At 69.7% G+C, this 4,854-nt stretch carries 5 protein-coding genes; all 5 read left to right on the forward strand.

Annotated features, from left to right (window positions below):
* On the forward strand, positions 1 to 734 hold a 734-nt coding region (locus JHC79_RS22560; protein ID WP_296395110.1), incomplete at its 5' end, for a TIGR02234 family membrane protein.
* Between the two features lie 153 nt (positions 735 to 887).
* Complete coding sequence (gene trpC / locus JHC79_RS22565) at positions 888 to 1,706, forward strand: indole-3-glycerol phosphate synthase TrpC (protein WP_296395112.1); 819 nt, start codon at positions 888 to 890, stop codon at positions 1,704 to 1,706.
* Between the two features lie 43 nt (positions 1,707 to 1,749).
* Complete coding sequence (trpB, locus tag JHC79_RS22570; RefSeq protein ID WP_296395114.1) at positions 1,750 to 3,066, forward strand: tryptophan synthase subunit beta; 1,317 nt, start codon at positions 1,750 to 1,752, stop codon at positions 3,064 to 3,066.
* Positions 3,066 to 3,878: a tryptophan synthase subunit alpha gene (trpA, locus tag JHC79_RS22575; RefSeq protein ID WP_296395116.1), complete on the forward strand. Its 813-nt coding sequence runs from the start codon at positions 3,066 to 3,068 to the stop codon at positions 3,876 to 3,878. The genes trpB and trpA overlap by 1 nt, the downstream gene beginning before the upstream one ends.
* A partial coding sequence (gene lgt / locus JHC79_RS22580) for a prolipoprotein diacylglyceryl transferase (RefSeq protein ID WP_296395118.1) occupies positions 3,875 to 4,854 on the forward strand: 980 nt, incomplete at its 3' end. The genes trpA and lgt, both read left to right, overlap by 4 nt.

Here is a 4,854-nt window from a genome sequence, read left to right on the forward strand (position 1 = left end):
CCATCGCGTCGGTGCTGCTCGCCGTGGCCGCCGCGGCGCTGTGGGGGAGCTCGCGACTGTCCTGGGCGAGCCTGGTCGCCGCCGACGGGATCGGCGTCCCCCGGGACTTCACCGTCCACGGCTCGGACTGGAGCAGTTATCTGACGCCGCTGGCCATCGTCCTCGTCGCCGCCATCGCCGCGGCGGTGTCGTTGCGGGGGTGGGGGCTGCGCATCCTGGCGGTGATCGTCGCGCTGATCGGGGTCGCAAGTGTCGCGCCGGCCATCTCGTTGCTCACCGGTGACAGCGGCGGCACCTACGCCGCCCAGGCCATCGATCTGCCCGGTCGCTATCAGGTGACGTCGATCGAGACCCACCCCGGGGCCGCCGTCCTCGTCTTCGTCTCCGGCCTGTTCGCGGTCGCAGCGGCGGTGGTCATCATGCGCGCGGCCCGCGGTGCGGTCGGGCTGTCGTCGAAGTACAAGTCGCCCGCAGCGCGCCGCGCCGACCTCGAGGAGCAGATCTTCGCCGACCGCTCCACGACAACCGGTGACACCGACCCCGGGCCCGACCCCACACCGGCGCACGGCGACGACCCGGCACCTGCGACCGACGGCGACGGCGGCGGACTCAACGAGCGGATGCTGTGGGATGCACTCGACAGCGGGGCCGACCCGACCGCGGCGGCCGCTGATGAGACGGATCCGGGGCGGCGTCCCGGTGAGACGACCGGAGCCGACGATGGCCCTCGCTGAGCGCACTGTGCCATCGACCCCGATCGAGGCTCGTACGCCTGAGCGGGCTACTCTTCGTCGCATACGAAATCAGTCGGCATGCCGACGATCGAATCGGGTCAGCGCGACGACGACGGTTCGACCCGGACACCGCCGGAAGGGGACCGCGCAGACATGAACACCCCCACAGTCCTCGACTCGATCATCGACGGTGTCAAAGCCGATGTCGCTGCCCGCGAGGCAGTTCTCGACTTCGCCGCCGTGAAGGCCGCGTCCGCCGCCGCGAAACCGCCCATCGACGCGAACGCCGCTCTGCGTGAGACCGGGATCGGCGTCATCGCAGAGGTCAAGCGTGCCAGCCCGTCCCGCGGAGCACTCGCCAACATCGCCGACCCCGCAGCGCTGGCCAAGGCCTACGAGAGCGGCGGCGCCCGCATGATCAGCGTCCTGACCGAGGAGCGCCGCTTCGGAGGTTCGCTCGACGACCTGGACGCGGTTCGCGCGGCCGTCGACATCCCGGTTCTGCGTAAGGATTTCATCGTCGGTCCGTACCAGATCCACGAGGCCCGTGCGCACGGCGCCGACGTGATCCTGCTGATCGTCGCGGCCCTGGAACAGAACGTGCTCGCTTCGTTGCTCGACCGCACGGAGTCGCTCGGCATGACCGCGCTCGTCGAGGTCCACACCGAGGAGGAGGCCGACCGCGCTCTGCAGGCGGGCGCCCGTGTCGTCGGCGTCAACGCGCGCAACCTCAAGACCCTCGAGGTCGACACCGACACCTTCGCCCGCATCGCGCCGGGGCTGCCGACCGAGACCATCCGGATCGCCGAATCCGGTGTCCGCGGCACCGCCGATCTGCTCGCCTACGCGGGCGCCGGAGCGGATGCGGTGCTGGTGGGTGAGGGCTTGGTCACCAGCGGGGACCCACGGGCCGCCGTGCGTGAACTGGTCACCGCGGGTACGCACCCGTCCTGCCCCAAGCCGGTTCGCTGACGGCGGTTTCGATATCGGGGCCCGAGCAGGGCACCATGGGTACATGACGACCGATCACGCCCATCCCGGCATCGACGTCCCCGAGCTGCCCACGGCGAGCGCAGGACTGTCCACCCGGACCGACTCCGACCCCGACGCCCGGGGTTACTTCGGCTCGTTCGGTGGCAGGCACGTCCCCGAGGCGCTCATGGGCGTCATCGACGAGGTCACCACCACCTTCGAGAAGATCCGCTCCGACGACGACTTCCTCGCCGAGCTCGACCGTCTGCAGAAGGACTACAGCGGCCGTCCGTCCCCGTTGTTCGAGGCGACGCGCCTGCGGGCGCACGCAGGCGGTGCGCGCATCTTCCTCAAGCGGGAAGACCTCAACCACACCGGATCCCACAAGATCAACAACGTGTTGGGTCAGGTTCTCCTCGCGCAGCGGATGGGCAAGACCCGGGTCATCGCCGAGACCGGCGCCGGACAACACGGTGTGGCCACCGCGACTGCGTGCGCGCTCCTCGGTCTCGAGTGCATCGTCTACATGGGCCGTGTCGACACCGAACGTCAGGCGCTCAACGTCGCGCGGATGCGGTTGCTCGGCGCATCGGTCGTGGCCGTCGACAACGGCTCGGCGACCCTCAAGGACGCCATCAACGAGGCCATGCGCGACTGGGTGACCAACGCGCACAACACCTACTACTGCTTCGGCACCGCCGCCGGACCGCATCCGTTCCCGCTGATGGTCCGCGACCTGCAACGGATCGTCGGCATGGAGGCGCGCGCACAGATCCAGGATCAGACCGGGCGGCTGCCGGACGCGGTGGTCGCGTGCGTCGGCGGTGGCTCCAACGCCATCGGCATCTTCCACCCGTTCATCGGCGACGCCGACGTCCGCCTGGTCGGATACGAAGCGGCCGGCGACGGAGTCGAGACCGGAAGGCACGCCGCGACATTCAGCGGTGGCACCCCCGGCGCGTTCCAGGGCGCGTACTCCTACCTCCTGCAGGACGACGACGGACAGACCACCGAGTCGCACTCCATCTCGGCGGGCCTGGACTACCCGGGCGTCGGACCCGAGCACGCACACCTGCTCGAGACCGGCCGCGCCGAGTACCGGCCCGTGACCGACGCGCAGGCCATGGACGCGCTGTCGTTGCTGTCCAAGACCGAGGGCATCATCCCCGCGATCGAGTCCGCGCACGCCGTCGCCGGCGCCCTGACACTGGGTGCCGAGCTCGGCGACGGTGCGATCATCCTGGTGAACCTGTCCGGACGCGGCGACAAGGACGTCGACACCGCCGCGCGCTGGTTCGGTCTGCTCGACGACTCCGGAGCCGAGGTCTCCGACTCCGCCGACACAGGAGAGCTGCGCTGATGAGCCCCGCACCCACGGCCGCCTCACGTCTGGCCCCGGTCTTCGCCGACGCCCGCGCGGAGAACCGCAGCACGCTCATCGGTTATCTGCCGGTCGGCTTCCCCGACCTGGACACCTCGCTGTCGCTGCTGCGTGACCTGGTCAGCGCCGGCTGCGACATCGTCGAACTGGGGATCGCCTATTCCGACCCGGTCATGGACGGGCCGACGATCCAGGACGCCGCCGACATGGCGCTGCGTTCCGGTGTCCGCGTCGCCGACGTGTTCACCGCGTGCCAGACCGTCGCCGACGCCGGTGCCGCGCCGGTGGTGATGACGTACTGGAACCCGGTGCTCCGCTACGGCGTCGACGCGTTCTCGCGGGATCTGGCCGCCTCCGGTGGCCTCGGTCTGATCACCCCGAACCTGATCCCCGAGGAGGCCGACGACTGGATCGCCGCCGCCGAGACGCACGATCTCGACCGGATCTTCCTCGTCGCCCCGTCATCGTCGGAGGAGCGTCTGGCGATGACCGCACAGGCGAGCCGCGGGTTCGTCTACGCGGCGTCGACGATGGGTGTCACCGGTGCACGCGACGCCGTCTCGAACGCGGCGCCCGAACTCTGCTCCCGTGTGCGCGCGCATTCCGACATCCCCATCGGTGTCGGCCTGGGTGTGCGCAGCCGTGAACAGGCCGCGGAGATCGCCGCATACGCCGACGGTGTCATCGTCGGATCGGCTCTGGTCAGCGCGGTCAATGAGGGCGGAAACGCCCTGACGACGCTGGTGGCCGAGCTGGCCGAGGGTGTCCGTTCGGCTACTGTGGCACGGTGACCGACCCGACCGTCCTGGCCTACATCCCGAGTCCCTCACAAGGCGTCTGGTACCTCGGTTCCTTCCCGCTCCGCGCCTACGCGCTGTGCATCATCGCCGGCATCATCGTCGCCGTCTGGTGGGGAAATCGTCGCTGGCAGGCACGCGGCGGTCGCGATGGCGAGGTCCTCGACATCGCCATCTGGGCGGTCCCGTTCGGGCTCGTCGGCGGTCGGCTCTATCACCTCGCGACCGACTGGCGGACGTACTTCGGAGACGGCCCCAAGGCGCCGATCGACGCGCTCAAGATCTGGGACGGTGGCCTCGGCATCTGGGGTGCGGTCGCGTTCGGTGCGGTCGGTGCCTGGATCGGCGCACGCCGCGCGGGGATCCGACTGCCCGCCATGGGTGACGCCATCGGACCGCCGATCCTGTTGGCGCAGGCCATCGGTCGGCTCGGCAACTATTTCAACCAGGAGCTCTACGGAGCGCACACCGACCTGCCCTGGGGTCTGCAGATCTTCGAGCGCGTGGACGCAGGCGGCAATGTCGGACCAGGCCTGATCGACGGCAAGTCCACCGGCACGGTCGTCGACGTCGTACAGCCGACGTTTCTCTACGAGCTGATCTGGAACGTCCTCGTCGTCATCGCGCTGGTCGTTATCGACCGCCGTTTCCGGATCGGGCACGGACGGCTGTTCGCCGGCTATGTCGCGGGCTACTGTCTCGGCCGGTTCGGTATCGAGCTGCTGCGCGAGGATGCGGCCACGCACATCTTCGGTGTCCGCATCAACGTGTTCACCGCGGCCATCGTGTTCCTGTGTGCCGTCGCCTACATCGTGCTGGCGCGCAAGGGACGAGAGTCGGCGACGGGGATCTACCGTGACGGTCGCGCGCCGGTGACCGACGAGATCGAGGCCGACGAGGACGACACCGCGGACGGCACGGTCGCGGACGACGATGCGCCGGCGGTCGCGAGCCCGCCCGCCCCCGACAC

The sequence above is a fragment of the Williamsia sp. genome, from assembly GCF_016462415.1.
Classification (GTDB): Bacteria; Actinomycetota; Actinomycetes; order Mycobacteriales; family Mycobacteriaceae; genus Williamsia_A.

Bases quoted from the DNA above. Each gene is read 5' to 3' on its own strand.
- trpC (WP_296395112.1), top strand. From the start codon at position 888: ATGAACACCCCCACAGTCCTCGACTCGATCATCGACGGTGTCAAAGCC.
- trpB (WP_296395114.1), top strand. From the start codon at position 1,750: ATGACGACCGATCACGCCCATCCCGGCATCGACGTCCCCGAGCTGCCC.
- trpA (WP_296395116.1), top strand. From the start codon at position 3,066: ATGAGCCCCGCACCCACGGCCGCCTCACGTCTGGCCCCGGTCTTCGCC.